The sequence below is a fragment of the Paenibacillus xylanexedens genome (assembly GCF_007680605.1).
GTDB lineage: Bacteria > Bacillota > Bacilli > Paenibacillales > Paenibacillaceae > Paenibacillus > Paenibacillus xylanexedens_B.
Window position 1 is genome coordinate 2,828,341 of the sequence record NZ_VEIO01000001.1, and the last position, 20,395, is coordinate 2,848,735.

Consider the following 20,395-nt stretch of genomic DNA (forward strand, 5'->3'; position numbering starts at 1 on the left):
TTTTTTGTAAAAAGAGCATCAGAACTGACGCTGATTAATCCGCTGCTGAAACATCACTCCACCACATTGCCCGCAGCTTGGCAACAGGTTATGTACTTCGCCGAAGCGGCACCATCACTTCGGCAAGCGCAGATTTACACCGGCAAAGCCTGTTGTACGACAATCCGGGAGCCTTCTGCTTTGATGACAATTACAGGTGTATCCACAGGAATGAATGCACCATCGGTGACCACATCGACTCGTTCACCATCGAACATCGCCGTTCCTGCTGGGCGAAGCGGTGTAAGACTGATGCCTTGCAAGCCGATCAGTTCTTTACGCTCTGACGCCGAGGAGTATCCACGATCTGCCGATAACTTATCGCTTAAGATGAATCGATTCCATATTCCTCGATCCTTGAAGACCACAGCGATAATCGCGATTACGACCAGTGCAGCCCCAAAAGCAATTCCCAGGGACACAAACGCATCACTTGTATCGTAAGCCGCCCTGACAACCCCGGCCACCAGCGCAATGGATCCCAAAATGCCCAGAATACCGAAGCTCGGAATAAACATCTCCAGAATCATCATGACAAGCCCGACCGTAAATAATACCCATGTCTCAGCCCCTGCAAACCCCGCAATGTAGTTTCCAGAGAAATAAAGCACAAAACATACAATTCCGACGATTCCCGGAACCCCAAACCCAGGCACAATCAGTTCAATAATGACACCGGCAATACCAATGAACAGCAGTACAGTCATCACAATCGGATTGGTTAAAAAGGTAGAAATATTCTCTGCAGCAGTGCGTTCTAGCTTGAACACATTTTCTTGATTGTAACCAAGCCATGCCGCTGCTTCCTCAGGTGTGTTGCTGATGTGGTCCGCATAACCCACTTTAAGCGCATCCTCCGCGGAAAGAGCAATAATTTCGCCTTTTTGTTTGGTTTTATTGATCTCAGGCATTTCTACCACTATATTGACGTCGGCCATACCTGCCGCAATATCACCATCCCGGCCGCTCTTTTGGGCTGCGCCCTCCATTTTACTCGTCCAGTATGCTACCAGCTTGGGATCGTCAACATGTTTGCCTGTGCTGTCCACCATAGCCGCAGCACCAATCATGCTGCCTGGTGACATTACGATCTTATCTGCATTCAGCGCAAGAAAACTTCCTGCGGATGCAGCATCACCACGGACAAAAGCCAACGTTTCGATAGGACTGTCTTTAATCATGGTGCCTAGCGCATCTGCAGTATCCACACGGCCTCCCGGCGTATTGATATCAAGAATGATCAAGCCAGCATTCATTTTCTCTGCTTCCTTGAATCCGCGCTCCATGAATTTGCCTAATCCCTGCTCGATTGGTTTATCCACCGGAATAATATATACGGCGCCGCTTTTCTCAGCTGCATGCGCTGACGGTATTCCAATCCAGACAGGAAGTAAAAGCGTCAGCAGCATCAAGAGCATTAGTGACCCCGTAAGCTTCTTCCGGCGCTTTCCCTTCACATTAGTCCCCCCTTTTCCAATAATGTTATACTGTCCAGCTTATGGTATTTATTACGTACAATGCAACATTACGTTTCAAAAACTTAAAATTATATTTGAATACTCCAGCAAATGCAAGAAATATATACCCAAAATCAAGTTTATAATCCAATATTTATAAATTGCAAGCATTTTCGATGAGCAGAAAGCAAGACATGCCATAATAAGTGCCGCTACTTCGATCTTATGTGAGCATTTATATGCCAGCATGTTGTGCTAAACATGCTCTCAAAAGAGGTATCTCGCAATTTCATATGGAGATGAATAGAGTATGAACAGGAGTAGAGTATCGAATAAATCATGAAAAAACACCCCCTGACAAGTCAGGAGGTGTTTATTGAATTTGCTTTATTGCAGAAATTGTTGAACTGCTTGATTAACCAGTTTGCCGTCCGCTTTGCCTTTGACTTTCGGCATAAGGGCCGCCATCACTTTCCCCATCTCGGCTTTCGAAGAAGCACCGGTTTCCTGGATGGTCTGCTGTACAATTACTTTAATTTCTTCTTCGGTAAGCTGTGCAGGAAGATACTGGATAAGTATTTCAATTTCCGCTTCGGCATTTGCCGCGAGTTCTTCGCGACCTGCTTTGCCAAATTCTTGGAGGGCATCTTTGCGCTGTTTGATTTCACGACTCAGGATATCAAGCACTTCGTTGTCATCCAAATCTCTTTTCAAATCTATTTCAAGATTCTTGATCGTCGAACGAATCAACCGAATGGTGGAGAGTCTGAACTTGTCCTTACTCTTCATCGCTTGCTTCATATCTTCGTTCAATCGTTCGCTAAGATTCATGTAGTTAAAATCCTCCTAAAACTTTCTCTTACGAGCAGCCTCGGACTTTTTCTTGCGCTTTACGCTTGGCTTCTCATAATGCTTACGTTTCTTCACCTCAGCCAATACGCCATCTTTAGCGATGGAACGTTTAAAGCGACGAAGTGCAGCATCAATAGTCTCGTTTTTGCGAACTTTAGTTTCAGACACCAGTTTTCCCTCCCTCCGACCAGACCGTCCAAGAGCAATAACACGGTTCATCATCTTTCATTATAGGCGAAAGGCAATAAAAGTGTCAACCTTAACGTGATCCCTTAATATTAGCTGAGCTACAGCATTTTTTCAAGTGCAAAAACAAATTTACAACTTGAGTAACGTCATACGACCTTTTTATTGGTGTGAATCAGACAAACTTGTAAGCGCACCAAGTCTGGTTCCGCCCAGCAAATGGTAGTGCAAATGGTGCACCGTCTGCTCGCCATCTTGGCCGCAATTGTTAATCAGGCGGTATCCCGATTGCTGCACACCGAGCCGATTGGCAGCCTCCTGTGCAGCCATATGAATTTCTCCGATCAAGGGCAGATCCTCTGCGGTTACATCATTCATGGAAGCGATATGTTTCTTCGGAACAATCAACACATGGGTCGGTGCCGCAGGATGAATATCGTGAAATACGACTACATGATCGTTTTCCAGTACTTTGTTGGAGGGAATGGTGCCCTCTACAATTTTGCAAAATAAGCAATCCATCGTACAATCCCTCCTTCCTTTGAGTTCGAATTATGTATACCCCTATATCATACTAAAAGTAAAATCGTACGTCCAATGCTTGGCAGATGACTCCTTTCCGCTCTCTGATCATCTGTAAAAGAAAAAGCCACACCTAGAGGCAGGGTGTCCCATTGCCGAGGTATGACCGTGATTGGATGATGATTTCTTTGATACGAATTAATAAGGATTTAAACCATTTTAATAGTACGGCAATAAGGTTAGTGCCGTCAGGGCAAACAAAGGCAGCACCAGCCTGTTAAAACGTCGACGGCCATATCCGTAATAAGGGTAAGGAGCGGGGTACCCGTATCCAGGATAAAACCCACGAGCTGGCGTCGCCGGATAATGAACCATAGGCATCATATTGGGCGCTGCATTTGCATGACTTCCCATGACTTCATTGCCAACCGGAACAGCCAAATAAATCATCTCATCATCCACATTCTCTACAATGCCATCATAGTATGAACCATCATTCATCTGGATACAGACATAACGATGAATGTGATCCTTACATAGTTTTTTAGCCGCTACTTTATCCATGCCTAATCGCCTCCCAATTCAGTTCTTCTTCACCCTTCATCGTATTCAACTCTGGGCGAATTGACACTGTGTTCAAGACGTTTTGAACAAGAATGCAAAAAAAGAAGCCCCTCGTGAGCGGCCTTCCGAAGAAGTCCGGCTACGCGGACATCTATACAGGAAGCTTCCTGAACAGATGTCCGACGGGGGGCTTAAAACAAGTTTGTCGGCTTAGCTGTAGTATAACAGCAGGTTGAACCTGTATCTGTGACGAAACTCACTTGTTATCGCGTGATATCAAAAAAAGAAATATTTTTACAAATAAATCATTTATACACATCCTGGACTCATAGACTTTCCATCACAACCCTGGAACCTGTACCCGCATCACCAGCCGGAATCACGACCAGTTTGCGTTGCAAACGCGCACGCAGTTCAGGAACGTGACTGATAATGCCCACAGCCAGTCGATCGTCATGCAATTTTTCCAGTGAAGTAATAACCGTATCCAGCAGTTCCGGGTCTAATGTGCCGAACCCTTCATCCAGGAAGAAAAATTGTAGCGGATATTGCCCGCGCAGCTGAATCTGGGCGGATAGTGCCAGCGCAAGCGACAACGAGGTCAGGAACGTTTCTCCACCAGACAAGGTTGATACCGGACGTTTCACACCACCGTTGGCATCGTCACAGATCACAAAGCCGCCGCCCGAATCCACTTCAAGGGAATACCTCTGCTTGGTAAGGAAGCGCAGACGCTGGGAAGCCGCATGACTTACCTGCATCAGTTGCTCTTCGGCAATGTACTCGACAAACGTATTCCCCCGGAACGCGGTCTGCAACTTGCTAAGCAACTCGCCCTGGTGACTGATCTCCAGCCGTTTCGTCTCCAGCTCCGTCCAGCGAACATGGCGTTGCTGCACATCCTCCAGATCCCGTTCGGCACGTGCTTTCACCTGCAGGGCAGTTTCATCCTCATATCTGGCCTGTTTCAAACGTTCTGTGCAAGCGATCCACTGTTCCTCAGTCACAACCGCACCATCCAGTTTTTGCTCCAATTCACGTAGCTGAGAAGCAAGTTCGCGCTCTCGCTCACGATGATGCTGTATTTCTTTCTGTAGCCGTTCTGCTTCCTCGGCAGCCAGCGCCGCCTGTGTGACAGCGATATCTGTCTCGAACGCGGATTGCTCCAAGAGTAGCCGCCAGCGCTCCTGTGCCAACTCCAGATGTTCTGCAGCTGATGCGGCGGCCTGCCCGGCCATTACGTCACGTTTCACCGATTCCTGCTTCTGTGCATCCGCTTGTTTAAATCGCTCTGCAGCTAGCTCGGCAGTCTTGCGCAGTCCATCGAGGCGATCCTGTGTCTCGCGGATCAGATCTTCTACCCTTTGCTCTCCTACCCACTGGCGCAAACGTTCTTCTTTCTCGGCCAGTTGTTTGCTGCCGCCTTGCCATTCGGTCTGCCACTGGATCAGTTGCTTGTCCAATTCCACCAGCTTCTGCTGCAATGACTGGACAAGCTGCTCTTTCTCCTCAAGGAACGTCACGCTCTTGGCCAGACGTTCCTTGATGTCTTCGGCGCGTGCATCGCGCTCCTGCATCGCTTGATAGAGGCCTGCGGCCTCCTCCTGGGCGATGTCAGGCATTTCCGCGGCCCAGCGGCTCTGCAACGCAGCCGTAGCGGCTTCGCTCTCGGCCAGCTTGCGCTCCGCCTGGGCGAGCCCGGCACGGCCGGCCTCTTGCGCAGCTGCCGCTTCCATGCGGCGCTGCTGCGCGCCAGAAGCCGCCTGCTGCAACGCGGCGGCTTCGCCCTGCAGCGGCGCTGCTGCGGCAGCCAGCGCCTGCGCGGCTTCGCGCAGCGCAGCGGCACGCGCCGCCCAGCCCGCCGGAGATCGCCCATCCTCGGGCGATCCGGCAGGCTCGGGCTCCGCTGCCGCAGGCGCGGCCTCGGCTGCGGCCGTGGCATCGCCGGCCGCGGCGCCAAGCTGCGTCAGCAGGCTGCGACGTTCGTGCAGCTGCTGGCGCAGCCCAAAGCGCAGCTCCTGCAGCTCCGCGTGCAGGCTGCGCAACAGTTCCAGGTCCGCATCGTCTGCGTGCGGACCTTCTCCCGGCGGCGCAGCCGGGAGCGGGTGGTGTGCGGAGCCGCACACCGGGCATGGCTCGCCGTCCCGCAATTCGGCGCGCAGGGCAGCGGAAAGCCGGTGCATCTCCTGCTCACGCATCGAACGGCGTAGCTGCTCCTCCGCACGGGCCAGCAAGCGCTGTTCACTGTTCATATCCTGCTCACAGGCAAGCAAGGCCTCAAGACCTGCTGACGCCTGTTCCACCAATTGCTCGCGCTGTTCGGTCAGGCGTCCCTCTTCCGCAGCTGCCGCTCCCAGCTTGGCAGCCCATTGTTCTGCAGACTGTTGATAGGTCTGCATGTCCGCTTTATGCTGTTTCACCTGCTCAAACGCTGTATCGATCCGATGTTTCAGCTCAAGCGCGGCTTGCAGTCGTCTGCGTTCTTCTGATTTCACTTCATTCGGTTTGAGACTTTCCTGCAATTCCTCACGCCGTTTGCGTCCACGCATTTGCAGTTCCTGCTCTTTATCCAGCTGTTGTCTAAAGTTTGCCTGTTCGGCCTGCCCTTTCTCCATCAACTGTGCTAGCCGTGAGCAATCCGCCTGCAGAACATCACGTTCGCGTTGCAGCTCTTTGGCCTGTTCCAATTGATCCAGACGCAGGAGCAATTTGGGCTCTTCGGCTCCAAGCTGCCCCCGAGCCTCTTCTGCCTTTTCGGCTTCCTGCAAAGCCACATGTTCATGCTCCGACGCCAGTTTCGTAGCAGTTTCTGCTTCCATTTGTCGCTGCTTGTGGGCTGCTGATGCGTCTTGAACCGACTGAAGCGCAGGTAGCATCTTCTCGGCTGCTCCCGACCGTTTCAAACGCTCCTCATCCGCTTCAATCTGTTCCGCCTTGGCGTGGAGTTGTTGCTGTTCTTGCAATCGCACTTGTTGTTCCTTATTCAGCTCACGAATCCGACCGAACTGTTCTGCTTCCTTCACCGCCGAATCCAGCTCTTTCCGTGAGGATTCTGCGTGCTGAACCGCTGCCTTAAGCAACTGCTTTGTTTCTTCAAGCATTTCTTTACTCGCATTGCCAAGTCCCTGCTGCTCCGCAGCAAGGGATTGATGAGCCATATCATTATCCTTGACCCGCCGACTTAATTTAATCGCGAGCTGATCTCCATACTTCTCCAGATGAAATAGCCGCTGCAGCATCTGCCTCCGCTCACTGCCTTTCAGGGAAAGAAATTCGGCAAATTTCCCTTGCGGTAATACTACCGCTCTCGTAAAATCATCCATTTTCAGACCAATGACATCTTCAACGCACCGATTAACTTCTGCCAGCTTGTCAGCTAACACTTGATCTTCTCCATCAATCGTTTCAATAAACTTGCTGACCGTATTACTGACGGACACTTCATTGTTACGCTTAAAGCGCCGCTCGACCCGAAATCTACGGGTTCCAGCCGCCGAAGCAAGCTCAAACGTAAAAGCAACCGATAACGAATCTTCAGCATGATTCATGATGCCCTGTGTACCATTGACTGCCCGCTCCACCTTGCCATACATGGCGAGGGTGATCGCATCAAGCAAGGAAGACTTGCCGCTGCCGGTAGGTCCGAAAATACCAAACAAACCTGTTTCGGTAAGTACCGTAAAATCAATCTCCTGCAACTCACGATAACTTTGCAGCCCGGCGACTTTCAATAAAATCGGTCTCATCGGCCTTCGACCTCCTCACGCACGCCTGGCTCATCTTCATCCACTAACTCCAGAAACAGTTGTACCAAGCTATCTTCTGGTAGCGCTCCACCGGTTTGGCGCTGATAAAACTTGCGAAAAAGCTCATGCACAGGCAGTTCTGAACGTTGTTCCGTGAACCCTGCGGCCTCCATCTCCGGATACACCGGGCGAATATGGATAATGCCCTCATGAGCTTTACGTAACTGCTGAATTTCTTTTAGAGACATTGCATCCTCCAGCCAGACTTCCATGTCGATGTATGCCTGTGAGTCACGCCCTTCGTCCAGCCAACGGTACACTTCCGCCAGACCGCCTCTCGCCTTCCAACGAACCAGTGGGTTGCCTGAGGTAAGCAACACTTCTTCTACTTGTGCAGCTCCACCTGGCGTAAGGTCCACCATCGTAACGGATTTGCTCTGCCCCGCTTCCGAGAAGCTGTACGCCAGGGGAGACCCACTATACCGAATCACACCGTCTCCTTTGACGGCTTGCGCACGATGGAGATGTCCCAGAGCCGTGTATTGAGCACCAGTGGTCAGGGAAGAAGGATCTACAGTGTACGCTCCCCCCACCTGAATAGGCCGTTCAGAATCGCTCTCTACTCCGCCCAATACATAGATATGACTCATAGCGAGATTGACTGTATCCGGACGAAAGGAAGACGCCAGACGTTGCATTAACATCCCTACTCTGCGGCTGTATGCTTGACGCAGTACATTCTCGTCACCATCTGTGGTTAACAGCTCATTTAATCTCGCTTCCGAGGGGTAGGGCAAAGCCGCAATATGCGCTGTCTCCCCGGTTCGACGGGTATGAATAGTAACAGCCTCTGACACAGGTGTACCTACTAATGTAATTCCCTGTCTGTTCACAAGGGGAGTTACCGAAGCTACACGTTCGGGTTGATCATGGTTACCTGCAATGACAACAAGTGGCCTGCCACTTTCAGTCAAACGTGCCGCCGCCTCATAAAACAGCTGTTCCGCCGACGCAGGCGGATTCACCGAATCATACACATCTCCAGCCATCAAAATGGCATCAGCCTGCTGATCGTCCGCTAGTTTGACGAGTTCATCGATGAAATCCTCCTGTTCGCGGAGCCGGCTTCGTCCCTCCAGCGTTTTCCCCAGATGCCAGTCTCCCGTATGCAAGATACGCATCGTCCGTTCCACCTCTCTCTACTACGTCTTCTATCATTTCATCCCTCATTCGTCACTCATTGAACAAAAGATATTCAACACTCAGAAACTCCAAGCCCCTTTATAACTTAACCGCATGACCGCCATCGAAAAAATAAAGCCATGTGTGGTCGACTTGGCGACCCAATATATCTTCAATTGCCCGTTCGTACAGCCGCAGCTGGAACCGGTAGTTTTCAACCAGAGGTTCCACTCCTCCGCGATGTTCAAGCACTCGATCCGTCTTGTAATCTAGCAGAACAAGTTCTCCATCAACCTCATAAAGACAGTCAATAATCCCCCTGACAAGCACCGTTTCATCCTGTAGCACAGCCTGTAATCTATCGTTTTCACTGTGTATCTCCTGCTCCTCGTTTGGCCGTAATCCACGAATCCATTCCGCAGGAGATTGATGTGCCGGGAGACCATATGTGAACGGGATTTCCCTTCGAATCCACGCCGCACGCAACATTTCCATTCCTGGTTGTGTATCAAAAAAGGTAATCAGTTCACTTCGTTCAATCGCCTCTGCTTGATAAGGAAGCAATATTTGAATCGCCAGCAGGCGCGAAATCGTCTCATCAACAACTGCTTCATCCACAACAGATCCGTCAACAGGGAGATGCTGCATCAGCGTATGGTACACCGTTCCCCGTTCTGTTCCTGTCAGCTGCCGCTCTCCCATGAATTTGGGACGTCGCAAATGTAGTTTGAACGAATATTGTGTCGCTGGGCTTGTCTTACTATCATCGCTTCCAGACCAATTGCTATTACTGCCTCCAGTCCAAGCTTGTTCCTGCAGTTCTTCCATGACGGGGTACGAGGCATCCTCCTGTGTCGATACCAGACTCTTGATTTCGGTCACCGAAGTGCTCGCCGCCACTTGTGTAGCTGATTCATATGGATACGTCCAGGAAAGCCGCTTATCGATCTCACGCACAAGCGCATTTTGAGCATCAACATCCAAAGCCTCTTCACTGTTTGCTTTTAGATCCACTAGTTCATCCGTCTTCTGATTTGCGGTAACCGAATCAATCTCTGAAAGTGGATTGGATTGTACGCCTTCGGGATGCCCGATCACTTCTACCGATGGGTTCATTCTGACGGGTCTCACGGCCTGCAAAGCAGCCAATCGTTCTCTCCGCAATTCAGTTAATTCATCCTCTTCACGCTCTACAAGGTCGGCGTGTTGCTGGAGAGATACCCGATCCGCAGCAACCACAGATATGCTCCAGCGAGATTCATCACTCGCAAGGCAAGCCGCATAAGAATCACGATCACCTGCAAGCTCACGCAACACCTCGGCGTCCCGGTGCCTGATCAAAGCGGGCCCGATCCAATCCAGATAATTTCGTCCCGCAGCAAGCAGATAATCGGGTAGCGCAAGCTCTGGACTGTCTTTAACCTGTGACCAGGTCTGTGCTTTTTTGGCAGCGTCCTTCACGGTGCCTACCAGCACCATTTTTTCTTTTGGCCGGGTTAAAGCCACATAAAGCACACGCATTTCTTCCGCAAGCAGTTCAAACTGAGCCCGGCGACGTATAGCCAGATTGGCTAATGTAGGATAGGCCACCCTGTTGTCACGGTCCACGAACCTTGGGCCAAAACCAAGTTCCTTGTGCATCAGAAACGGTGCATGCAGATCTTGCTGATTAAACATTTTGGAGATACCGCCAACAAACACAATCGGGAACTCCAACCCTTTGCTTCGATGGATTGTCATAATACGTACGGCATTATCCTGTTCCCCTGAACCACTGGCTACGGTGCCCAGGTCTCCGCCATTTTCCCGTAGTCTTGAGACATATGTCAGGAAGCGGAACAGCCCGCGGTTTGCAGTTGCTTCCTCATATTGACGCGCGCGATCATACAGAGCCTTCAGATTACTTTGACGCTGCTGACCGCCAGGAAGTCCGCCAACCCAATCCAAATATCCGGTCTCCCGGTAAATCCGCCAGATCAGCTCGCTTAAACTGCCTTGTCTTGCCTCAAGTCTCCACTGTTCCAGCTGACGCATGAAATGAATGAGTTTCTGTTGCAACTGCGAGTGCGCGAGTTCGTTTCCTTCTTTTCCGCCCATAAAGCCTGCATCTTGTTCAGCCGTTTCCGTTTGCAGATCAGCTCCCGAATCAACTTCCATCTCTGCGGTAACAGCTGATTGGCGCTGAGCCTGTTCGATTTCTGACCAGCCTTCTGGCCACTGCATCTGGATCAAATCGTCAACATACGAATCCCGTCCGGACTCAGAACGTTGACCAGTCCCATCGTGGGCATTTCTCCACTCTCCTGCGGCAGAAACAACCGCATCATAGAAGGACTGTCTTTTATCCCCCAGTCGAATCTGAGCAAGCCCTTCTTCATCTAGACCAACAATGGGAGAGCGAAGGACGGAGGCCAGAGGAATATCCTGTCTTGGATTGTCCACAAGCTGCAACAGAGATAACATCACTTCCACTTCCGTAGCTTGAAAATATCCCTTGCTCTGCTCTCCACCTGCAGGGATGCCCTGCTGTCTGAATTCCTCAATCATCAGCGGTGCCCACATTAGCGTGGAACGCAACAAAATAACAATGTCTCCATAACGTGCCGGACGCATCGTTTGCAAAGCCTTGTCATACACGCTCAATGCAGGCTTGTCTGTCTCTCCGACCATCTCTCGGATACGCGCTGCGATGGCTCGCGCTTCCAATTGAGCCGTTTCGAGTTCGGCATTCTCCAGTTCTGTAGCAGCGGCTGCATCCACACCGTCTTCCGCACCTTCGGGCACATCCGTGCCGCCGCCTTGGCGATCGATTAACATAAGCTCAGGTGTATAAGCTTCGCTTCCAAGTGTCTCTGACGGGAAGGAAGCGCCGTAAGCCAGCTGAGCCCGTTCATCATAAGCGATCTCGGCGACCCCTTCATTCATCAACTGTCTGAATATGACGTTGACGGAATGCACCACTTCGGCACGACTGCGGAAATTGCGGGCAAGGTCAATTCGTTTCCCCGTTCCCGTTGCTATACCCGTTCTTGTACCATTCTCTTCCTCATCACCTGTATCCACATGAACACTCGGGGTGTAGTTACGGTATTTGTTCATGAACAAGCCGGGTTCAGCCAAGCGGAAACGGTAAATGCTCTGTTTAACATCACCAACCATAAATCGGTTCCCTGGATTCTCTCTGGAGATCAACCTGACGATATCCTCCTGAACCGTGTTGGTATCCTGATATTCATCCAGCAGTACTTCATCAAAACGCGCACGATATTCCATCGCCGCATCCGAAGGCATGGAATGTTCAGGGGTCGAATCCTCATGGCGCAAAATGTGCAGACAATAGTGCTCCAGATCGTTAAAATCAACTTGTCCGCGTTCCTGCTTCGCCTGAAGATACCGTTCGCCAAAGGTGCTGACTAGGCGGGAAAGCTCCTGCATCAACGGTGCAGCCTGTTCCAGCTCCTGCCAAAAAGAGAATGCACTCCTGCCAAAAAGTGAACCTTTCAGATCGGCAACAGCCTTTTTAGCCGTTTCCCGCAACTCCTTCACCTGTTCCTGCAAACCAGGGTCGGTCTGATCTTTTTTACAAGGTTTCAATTTGCCAAATGCAGCTGGCTGGAATACCTCAGGCAACCTTTCCCAAGGCATGACTTCAACAGCGGATAAAAGCTCTTCAACCATCGCCAAATCCTCTTTGAGTGTCTCAGCATAAGGTGCAGGACCCTCTGGTTGCAACGAAATCTGAATTCCTTGCCGCAGCAAACCTGCCGCCCCGCCCAAAGCGAGAGCCGCATCCCGTAAAATGCTCTGCACCCATGCCGATTGCCCCAGTGCCTCTACGCTTTCCACCTGAAAAGCTTCAGCCATTTCCATCAACCAGTGATCTGGCCAGGAGTGGCTTCGCGAGAAATCATATAAACGCTGCACCAGCCGGTGCATCGCATCATCATTTCGCTCTCCGCTGAACCAGTCCACCAGTTCGCGGAACGTACTGCCCTCGTCTTCTTCGCCATACTTCTCCTCGAACAACTCCTCCAGCAATTCCTGACGGAGCATCTCAGCCTCATTTTCATTCAGAATACGAAAAGCCGGATTTAGCGGAATCTGCTGATAATACCTGCGAATGACTTCCATACAGAAGGAGTGCAGCGTTGTAATGGATGCCCGTCCGAGCAACGACAACTGCCTGCGCAAATGCTCCTCCTCCGGTTGCTCCTCAAGCGCACGTTCCAGCGCTTCCCGAATACGCTGTTTCATCTCGGCCGCAGCTGCCTTCGTAAACGTGGCTACCAGCAAGCGGTCCACGCTGAATCCTTGGGAAGGGTCTGCAATTTTTCGGATAATCCGCTCCACCAGAACAGCTGTTTTTCCTGATCCTGCAGCTGCGGCGACCAGAATATCTTCTCCACGCTCGGAAATGGCGCTCCATTGATCATCACTCCAGAAGCTGCCTTCCGGTTTAGGCATATGCATCATAACGATTCCCCTTCCTTGCTGTGAGACAACATATCCCAAACTTGCTGTTTGCCCGGTTTGGAAAGCAGTTTATAGTCGTTCCCCTCAATATTTTCATCAAACTGACAGAGTGATTTATATGAACAGAACGTACAGGCGATCTCCTGCTGTATCCGGTACGGTTCAATGGCTGTATCTCCATCTGTAATGCGGGTTCCAATCTCGCGAATATTACCACGAACAGCAGCAAGCAACGTATCCCATTGTTCTGGCGTCGCTACAGCAGCACTGCTGTAAAAACTGCCATCTGCTTTTAATGCCACTGGAATAATTGCGGAATGTCCTTTATCAAGGGTATTATCCATTTGAGCAACGGCATCACGGTCAGCGAGTAGCAGACCTTTCATTTTAAAGCGTTTCAGAAGTTCCTGTCCTGCCTGTTCCGATGTCATACCGTTTGCCGATTGCAGTAGTGGGTTATGCACATGGAAATAAAGGGTACCTCCTGGCATCGCCGTTTCCCCTAACCACTCCTCAGCAGCGCTAAGCAATACCTCCAGATAGGTGAGCATTTGCAACGATAGTCCGTAGTAAACTTCATGAAGCTTGAGATCGGTCTGACTGGATTTGTAGTCAATTACTCTTAACAACAGACCGTTCTCTCCTTCAGCGACATCCACTCGGTCGATCCGGCCGACAATCTCCAGTACACACCCATTCTCCAGTTCAAAACGTAGTGGCGGCAAAGGTTTCCCTGGACCAAAATCCAGCTCCAACCCGATTGGTTCAAAACTGCCGCGTCTGGACTGCTCACCCAAAATAACAGATGCCCGGCTGACGATATCTTTTAATTTGCGGAAAATATACCCATAACGCTTTGTGCTAAGCAAAATTTCCCCTTGGAGCTGCGGAGCGATCTGCTCCACCGTCTGCTCGGCTTCCTGGCGGCATTGATCCGGTGTCAGACTGCCCCAGCTACGATTTTCCTCACGCAGGCGCATCGCCAGTTGACTCAGTGCAGCATGGAACAACTGCCCGATATCCGGAGCCTGAAGGCGATATAATTGCCGCTCCTTCAGCTTCAGCCCATGTGATGCGAAATGAGAGAATGGACAGGCTACAAACCGTTCCATCCGTGAAACACTCGTTCTTACCTCCGTCCCGTACAACCTGCGGCTGGTTGCCGTTTCCAGTCTCCGCGCACGGTTACGATAAAAGACAGAACCCAGCAATCGCTCCAGCACAGGACGGCTCGCTTCCCGGTTTACATGCCAATTATAGACTGCCCACCATATTTCAGGAATGTCTTCTCCCCTACGCCATCTTCGCAATTGTCCAATCAGCATGGAAAGGCTTTGTTCCGGATGAATCGCGTAAGAGAGGTGCACGGATTCCAAATTCGAGACGGGCGGCTGGGCAAGCAAGGGTTGCTCCTGCAATCCAAACATTTTGCGTACATGGCGCACAATCTCGGAAGGGAGTAGTGATTTACCTTCATCATCTGCGACAGGAAAGCTCAGCCATAACTGCTTGCTGGCAGCGGTCAGAGCGGTATAGATGAGAAAACGTTCATCCAGCATGAGTCTCGTTGCACCAGGACCCAGCCCCATGCCTCTCTCTGTCAGCAACAATCTTTCCTGCTCCGTGAGTACTCCGTTGTCCTGAGGGATCGCTGGCAGTTCCCCATCAACCGCACCAAGAATAAATACATATTTCATGTCACGCAGACGTGTACGATCCATCGAACCAAACAACACCTGGTCAAGGGCCGGGGGAACAAGCCCCAGCTTGAGTTCCGTCAGTCCCGTCTCCATCATGCCCGCAAACAAAGTGATATCCAGACGTTCATTGCCCATCATATCAACCATCTGGTCAAGAAGATCCAATACGGCTCCCCACATTTGACGATGCTCTCTAGAACGTTCTGGGTCTCCCTGTGCCTTGGCTTCAGCAGACATCTGATCCAGCTTATGTGCAATGTCAGCATCCTCTAGCAGTCTAAATAATGCCTCGCACTGAGCAGTAGCCGTTTTTGCTTTTTTCATTCGTTTCTCAAACGGGCCGAGTGCTGACGTAATCAAGGTTCGGCAGCTTTCCATCAACGATAACACTGCGTCGCGTCCACGGCTACTTCCTTCCTGACCCTGATTCTCCAAAGACAGACTCGGTACATACTTCCACGGCTTACCATCGGTCCAGCGATATCCATGGATACCGCAAGCGAGCACATAGTTCTCCAGTTGATCCATATCCTCACGCGTGATTGAACCATCCAGCGGAAGCAACATATCCGTCTTGACACAGCGGAAAACATCCTCATAACGCCAGTTGCGGCGAACGATATCCAGTGCCGAACGGATAAATTCGGATAATGGATGGTGTAACTCACTTCGTCTTCTGTCCAGAAAGACCGGAACATCATAATCCTTGAATAACGGCTCTGCAATATCAGCATAGGTCTCCAATCCACGAACCAATACCGCCATATCCCGATATCTTGCCCCTTCTTCTTGCGTCAGGCGACGCATCTCGCGTAGCGCGCCCTCCAGCTCTGCCCGGCGATTCTCTGCAGCGATCAAACGTATACCCGAATCCTCGCCCTGACTTCTCCAGCGAACTCGCCGATCAAAACCGGACTCTAGATGGGCAAGTCCCGGCCGCTCCTTGAATCTCGGCAAGACTTCATCATGAAGGACGATTGTCCCGGCAGACACACCCAAATGTTCAGCCATTCCTTTGAGACGCGCGTAAGCACTTGCCGTTGGATAAAATAATTCCAGTTCTCCAGGCATCATCCCTTGTTCGTAAGCACGGTCAAGCGTCAGGGAAATCGTTACAGACGAAGCTTGTAACATGAGCTGTCCTATTACACTCATCTCCTGAGGAGTGAATCCATGGAATCCGTCAATCCACACCTCGGCCCCCTGCAACCATGTACTTTCTGGCAAACGACCTGTCAGTTCATTCAGTGTATCTTCATCATCTATATATAAATCAGCCAATTCCATCTCATAATCATGGTAGATTAGATTCAAATCGTGAAGCTTGTCTTCCAAGATAGGTGAAGCCGATGCGATGCTCCATGTTGCAAGCCCTTCTTCGAGTGCCGAAGCATGAACTTCATAACGTTTAAACTCACTATACAAATTAGTCAATTCCCCTATAAAGCCAAGCTGGCTTCCCGAAGCAGCAAACAGTCTCAGTTCTTCTTTTCTACGCTGAATGACTTTATATAAAAGCATCTTCTTGCCCTCGGCTCCGATCGGAACGCGAGCAGAACCGCCAGCTTCCTGCATGACGCGATAAGCCAGACGACGAAATCCAAGTACTTCGGCACGCATCGTACCTTTGATATCTCCCGAAGATACCAGTGCCTGCTCTGTCCGGAACGAGCTTTGTTCGGGAACAAGCAGAATTAGTGGTTTTCCTTGAGGCTCCTGCCTAAGCAGAGATGTGATTTCTCGGGTAATCAGTGTGCTTTTACCACTGCCTGCCCGGCCAATAACAAAGCGTACGGACATGTGTCATCCTCCAAACTGCACGTACAAGATTTTAATTTCCAGTATACCATACCTTCTCCGCTTCGGAACATACGTTTGCCATGATCCACCAAATAAGAACACAATATGGCTATAAAAAAAAAGCCACCGCCTGTTCGATACAGCCAGCAGCTTCTTGTGGATTGACGTTATCACCAAATTCTGTGACAGATACGCCTAGTAGTTGTTTTCAAGCTTACCATTTCGTTAAATGAATTCATGCTCTACAGCCTTCTGCAAGGCCTCGAAAAAATCCCGGTTTCTCTGGCTATATCCCGGCTTGTTCAAAATCTCGAATGTACGTTCGATCCCCTTTTGCACTAATGCCTGATCATTGGTTAGCAATCCGTAGCTTAAAATCGTTACGCAACAGTTAAAAAGATCACCCGTAGGCCAGTGGTGTGGTCGTTTGGTCAAATATTCATCAACAGCAAAACCTTGCTCTATGCGCGGCAACAAATACTTGCTTTCAGCTTCTTTGAATCTGTCTGCTGTTTGCCGAGCAGCTTCTTGTATATTTTCAGAGGAAACAAGAACAGAATGTTTTTGCTGTGTATACTTTTCAACACTATTGCCGAAGCCGACTGGAACATTGGAGATCAACCTTATTTGATGCTTTTCAAGAAATGTACGTAAACGTTCAGTGGCAGCTTCATAACGGCAGGCCATGATTGTAAACACAGCATATGGAGGTTTTGAATGAGTCAGATGACTATGTAAGCTCCAAACAATGCCCGGCTTGACATTTTTTCTGAAAGTATAGTCGGTGGGGCTGGAATCAGCCTCTCTATATTCCTCATACCCTTCTGCCGCAATGATTTGCCGCAATTCAGCATAAAATTGTTTTCGAACACCATCTTTTAAATTACGCATGTCAATGTACGCCTGCTACGTCTATAATTACGCGTTTCAAATAACCTACCCGTAACCATAGCGAGCAGACCTCCTCCTTTTTCGAAATTAAATCCTGCCGTTGCTAACCTAGTCTTTAATGAGTCAGGACAAGGACTGAACACTGTTCCTTTTCGGCCAATAAGATAAGCTGTTCGCCAAGATCGAGCTTTTCCTCATAAACAAAATACCCTATAAGATGGACTTTTTGAAGTGTCTATCTCATAGGGTAGATGTCATTCTAAAAACAGAGTATTCTTAATTTTTTTTGCTTCTCACTTCAAAAATAGCGAACTTCAGGTAATGCCCTTCATCTACGCCCAAAATTTGCGGGTGATCCTTACCGGCCGCTTTCCAGTCAATTAAACGCAGTACTTTACCTGCATCCTCAGCTGCATCCGCAATGGTTTCCAGGAAGAGGTCAGGACGCATGTGGTAGGAACAGCTTGCGGTTACCAAATATCCACCCTCGTTGACCAGTTTCATGCCCTGCAAGTTGATGTCCTTGTAGCCGCGGCATGCCCCTTTGACTGCTGATTTTGTTTTGGCGAAGGCAGGTGGATCAAGGATAACGACATCAAACGTTTTTCCAGCACTGGACAATGCTTTGGAGGTATCTACCTTTTGCTCCGCAGCTTTTGCTCGTGCATTGCGCTCATCAAGTCCTTTGACTTGCTCACGTAGATATTGAAAAGCATCTGCTACAACGAACTCAACCCGATCCGTGAAACCATTTAGCTCCACATTGGTTCGTGCACTCTCGATCGCATGCTCGGAAATATCGAGACAGGTTACTTTCTTCGCTCCGAATTTGCAAGCATTCAGGGTAAAGCTACCGGTATGAGAGAAACATTCCAGCACGGTGGCACCGTCCCAATAAGGGAAAGTAACCACTTTACCACCTTTGTTCACAGGCAACAGCTGTTCTGTTCCTTCATGCTCGACCTGTTGCACGGTGATGCCGCTTTTGTATCCCCAGCCTTTCATCAATGGTTCAATAGCAGCCCGGTTTTCACGCTGGTCGAAGAAATACCCTGTTTTCTGTCCTTCCACGATGTCCACCTTGATAAGTAGCCCATTCTCGGTCACAGTCACATGACGCGGGCATTCCCCGTAGAGCGGTCCTTTGATCTGCTCCAGACCTTCCAGTTCACGAATGGAGACATCACTGCGCTCATATATACCTTCCGGCTGCATCACTTCAATGAGAGCCTGCACGATGGCTTCACGGCAACGATCCATACCCAGTGTAAGGATCTGCACAACTAAAATGCTACCAAAACGATCAACGATCAATCCAGGCAGAAAATCGGCTTCGCCATAAACAAGACGGTAGGCTTCGCCATCCTGGATAAAGCGTTCCCGGTGACGCAGACAATCATGGAAACGAGCCGCAAAAAAGGCGGTATCCATCTGTTCAAACTCCAAAGGCTGGTATGAGACTACACGAACGGTAATCTGGGAAGCCGGATTATAATAACCTGTCGCCAAATAGCGACCTTGATGATTAAGTACATTGACGATATCGCCCGGTTCCGGGTTGCCGTCTACGGATGCAATTTCATTATTGAAAATCCAGGGATGTGCATGTTCCAACCGCTTTTTGCGGCTTCGTTCCAATATAACGGATGGCAAGATTGATCCACTTCTTTCGTAAGTTAGTTGAAAAGATAGGTTTGGGCGGCAACGAGACGCTCCAGGGACGAATCGATCCTATGATCGCTGTTGTCTCCAGATTTTTTGGATTCCCTTCTTCAAAGGGAAAATCCGGTGACAAAGGCGAACGCTTCGCTTCCTTGGATTCGATTTCGGCCCCTCTGTTGCGTTTGCCGAATCACCGTACCTTTTGCATGAGGGCTGATAGATTCAATTCCTCTTGTGCTTGTCATGCTTGTCTCTGCTTCCTCATAGGATAAGTGATAAGGAATGGGACGGGAGGAATGATTCGGAATGTTCAGAGAAGTAATTCTGCCTCTGTTGTACGGGCTGATTATCTTTTTTGGCGGTATGAAGCTGATGGAGACAGCGCTGCAACGCATGGCGGGGCCGATGCTGGCAGGCTGGTTAAACCGCGCCACTTCTGCCCCATGGAAGGGCATGGCATTCAGTGCAGGCGCAACCGCTCTGCTACAGAGCAGCACTGCCGTAACGGTACTCACCATAGGACTAGCTAACGCGCGTTTAATTACCTACGGACGCACACTCGGCATTATCTTGGGAACCAATATTGGAACTTGCTTAACGACAGAGCTTGTCGGTCTTCAGATCGGACGTGCCGCACTGCCTTTGTTGCTTATATCTCTAACAGGCTGGGCTGTTTTTGTTGTCCTTGGTGAACGCAACCAAAATGCCCACGAACGCATCCGACGTACTTTGGCCAATATCCAATTCAGTTTCCTTGCGGCAGCAGGATTTGCTCTTGTCATGACAGGTATACAAGTCATGCAGTCCATCGCCGTTCCACTTCGGAGCATGGGCGTGTTCCAATGGTTTCTGGAGCGGTCAGCGGGCAGCCACTGGTGGGGTTTTCTTGCCGGTGCATGCCTGACAGCGCTGATTCACAGCAGCGCCGCAGTTATCAGCATGGCGATTACGCTCGCAGCGACAGGCGTGCTACCTGTAGAGATCGGCATCGCCATTGTGATCGGGTCTAACGTAGGGACCTGCATCACCGCTGTTATTGCTGCCGCGGGGGGAGCTTCCGCAGGCAAATTCGTGGCAGCCTCCCATGTTGTACTCAACATAGCGGGAGCGCTACTGTTTATGCCGCTGATCGGCCAGCTGCATGCAGCGTCGGCCTGGTTGTCAGCGGATCACGGGGCACAGATTGCGCATGCCCAGACCCTTTTTAACATCATCAGTTCATTGCTGGCTTTACCGTTCTGTTACTTGCCCATCTGGCACAAAAAAACACCTGTGCTCGCCCCGTCAACAAAGAAACCTGTTGCTTAATAAAGTCATCACG

At 50.1% G+C, this 20,395-nt stretch carries 12 protein-coding genes; 1 reads left to right on the forward strand and 11 read right to left on the reverse strand.

Annotated elements, in window-relative coordinates:
• Positions 1-134: 134 nt before the first annotated feature.
• The 11 genes from FS818_RS12630 to FS818_RS12680 all read right to left on the reverse strand — a co-directional run bounded on the left by FS818_RS12630 (position 135) and on the right by FS818_RS12680 (position 19,065).
• Entirely contained in the window at positions 135-1,457 is a 1,323-nt protein-coding gene (locus tag FS818_RS12630) for an NfeD family protein (RefSeq protein ID WP_145332881.1), read from the reverse strand.
• 426 nt (positions 1,458-1,883) lie between these two features.
• Positions 1,884-2,327, reverse strand: coding sequence for a GatB/YqeY domain-containing protein (locus FS818_RS12635; protein ID WP_090914751.1), 444 nt, complete (start codon positions 2,325-2,327; stop codon positions 1,884-1,886).
• Positions 2,328-2,342: 15 nt separating this feature from the next.
• Positions 2,343-2,516 carry a 30S ribosomal protein S21 gene (gene rpsU / locus FS818_RS12640; protein ID WP_005547957.1) on the reverse strand — a complete coding sequence of 58 codons (174 nt, stop codon included), beginning with the start codon at positions 2,514-2,516 and terminating at the stop codon, positions 2,343-2,345.
• 180 nt (positions 2,517-2,696) lie between these two features.
• Positions 2,697-3,056, reverse strand: coding sequence for a histidine triad nucleotide-binding protein (locus tag FS818_RS12645; protein ID WP_145332134.1), 360 nt, complete (start codon positions 3,054-3,056; stop codon positions 2,697-2,699).
• Between the two features lie 219 nt (positions 3,057-3,275).
• Entirely contained in the window at positions 3,276-3,620 is a 345-nt protein-coding gene (locus tag FS818_RS12650) for a hypothetical protein (RefSeq protein WP_145332136.1), read from the reverse strand.
• 326 nt (positions 3,621-3,946) lie between these two features.
• Entirely contained in the window at positions 3,947-7,366 is a 3,420-nt protein-coding gene (locus tag FS818_RS12655) for an SbcC/MukB-like Walker B domain-containing protein (protein WP_145332138.1), read from the reverse strand.
• Positions 7,363-8,547, reverse strand: coding sequence for an exonuclease SbcCD subunit D (locus FS818_RS12660; protein ID WP_145332141.1), 1,185 nt, complete (start codon positions 8,545-8,547; stop codon positions 7,363-7,365). The genes FS818_RS12655 and FS818_RS12660 overlap by 4 nt, the downstream gene beginning before the upstream one ends.
• 100 nt (positions 8,548-8,647) lie before the next feature.
• Positions 8,648-13,021 (reverse strand): helicase-exonuclease AddAB subunit AddA, encoded by a 4,374-nt coding sequence (gene addA, locus FS818_RS12665; protein WP_145332143.1) that lies wholly within the window; start codon positions 13,019-13,021, stop codon positions 8,648-8,650.
• Positions 13,018-16,521: a helicase-exonuclease AddAB subunit AddB gene (gene addB, locus FS818_RS12670; RefSeq protein WP_145332145.1), complete on the reverse strand. Its 3,504-nt coding sequence runs from the start codon at positions 16,519-16,521 to the stop codon at positions 13,018-13,020. The genes addA and addB overlap by 4 nt, the downstream gene beginning before the upstream one ends.
• A 225-nt stretch (positions 16,522-16,746) precedes the next feature.
• Positions 16,747-17,412, reverse strand: coding sequence for a hypothetical protein (locus tag FS818_RS12675; protein ID WP_145332146.1), 666 nt, complete (start codon positions 17,410-17,412; stop codon positions 16,747-16,749).
• Positions 17,413-17,688: 276 nt separating this feature from the next.
• Positions 17,689-19,065, reverse strand: a complete 1,377-nt coding sequence (locus FS818_RS12680) for a class I SAM-dependent rRNA methyltransferase (RefSeq protein ID WP_145332148.1) — start codon at positions 19,063-19,065, stop codon at positions 17,689-17,691.
• Between the two features lie 315 nt (positions 19,066-19,380).
• Here FS818_RS12680 and FS818_RS12685 point away from each other — a divergent pair, with 315 nt between their 5' ends.
• Positions 19,381-20,382, forward strand: a complete 1,002-nt coding sequence (locus tag FS818_RS12685) for a Na/Pi cotransporter family protein (protein ID WP_145332150.1) — start codon at positions 19,381-19,383, stop codon at positions 20,380-20,382.
• Positions 20,383-20,395 lie beyond the last annotated feature (13 nt).